Source organism: Catenulispora yoronensis, from assembly GCF_039531695.1.
GTDB classification, from domain to species: Bacteria; Actinomycetota; Actinomycetes; order Streptomycetales; family Catenulisporaceae; genus Catenulispora; species Catenulispora yoronensis.
This window is the reverse complement of the sequence record NZ_BAAAQN010000155.1, coordinates 1-816: the sequence shown is the minus strand read 5'-3', so window position 1 is coordinate 816 and position 816 is coordinate 1. Positions and strand designations below refer to the sequence as shown.

Annotated in this window: 1 protein-coding gene; it reads right to left on the bottom strand. The window is 58.7% G+C overall.

Annotated elements, in window-relative coordinates; genetic code table 11:
* Window positions 1-703, bottom strand: a 703-nt coding sequence (locus ABD481_RS46490; RefSeq protein ID WP_344672324.1) for a reverse transcriptase domain-containing protein, incomplete at its 3' end; no start/stop codon positions are given.
* Window positions 704-816 lie beyond the last annotated feature (113 nt).

The window sequence follows — 816 nt, the reverse complement described above, 5'->3', positions numbered from 1 at the left end:
TGATTACCCTCCGGTCGCCGATCCGATGCTCTGTGAACCTGATCAGCCATTCGTGGCTCACCCTGTCGAAGAACTGACTGATGTCGGCATCCAGTACCCAGTTTACGTTAGTGCGTACCAGCCCTGTGGCCAGTGCGTCCAGTGCATCGTGCTGGCTTCGCCCGGGTCTGAACCCGTATGAGAACCCCATAAAGTCGTTTTCATAGACTGCGTTCAGGATTTTCACCAGCGCATACTGGACGATCTTGTCCTCCAGCGAGGCGATGCCGGGCGGGCGTTGTTTTCCATCCGCTTTTGGGATGTAGTGACGCCTGCCGGGCTGCGCCCTGTAGCTGCCCTGATGTAGCCTCCGGTGCAGATCTGTTATGTTGTTCTTCATGTTTCCGGCGTAGTCCATCCACCTGATGCCATCCACTCCGGCGGCCGCTTTCCTGCTCAGGGAGAGGAATGCGGCTTCCAGTGCTTCGACTGTCAGCAGGTGGAACAATGCTGTAAACCGTTCTTTCTTCCGCTGCTTCGCAGCTTCCCGCACGCGTGACAGCCTCTGTGACATGCTTTCCCGGCTCTGTGTCCGGCGCATGTGTGGCTGTTCCGCGTTCCCCTTGGCCCCGCTCCTTCGCTCCACTGACTCCGCTCCTTTCGGGTTGTTCGCCTGCTTCGCCGCTACTATGAGCGAGTCCGACTTCTCCTCTCCGTACATCACCGGCTATGACTCCTCGTCTTCCCGGTGCGGGCCATCTCCGACACTGGCAGATGGTCAGAGGGGAGATCTCCCGGTTCCCGCGTAGAGATCGTATTGACATGCCAGGGTCTCAG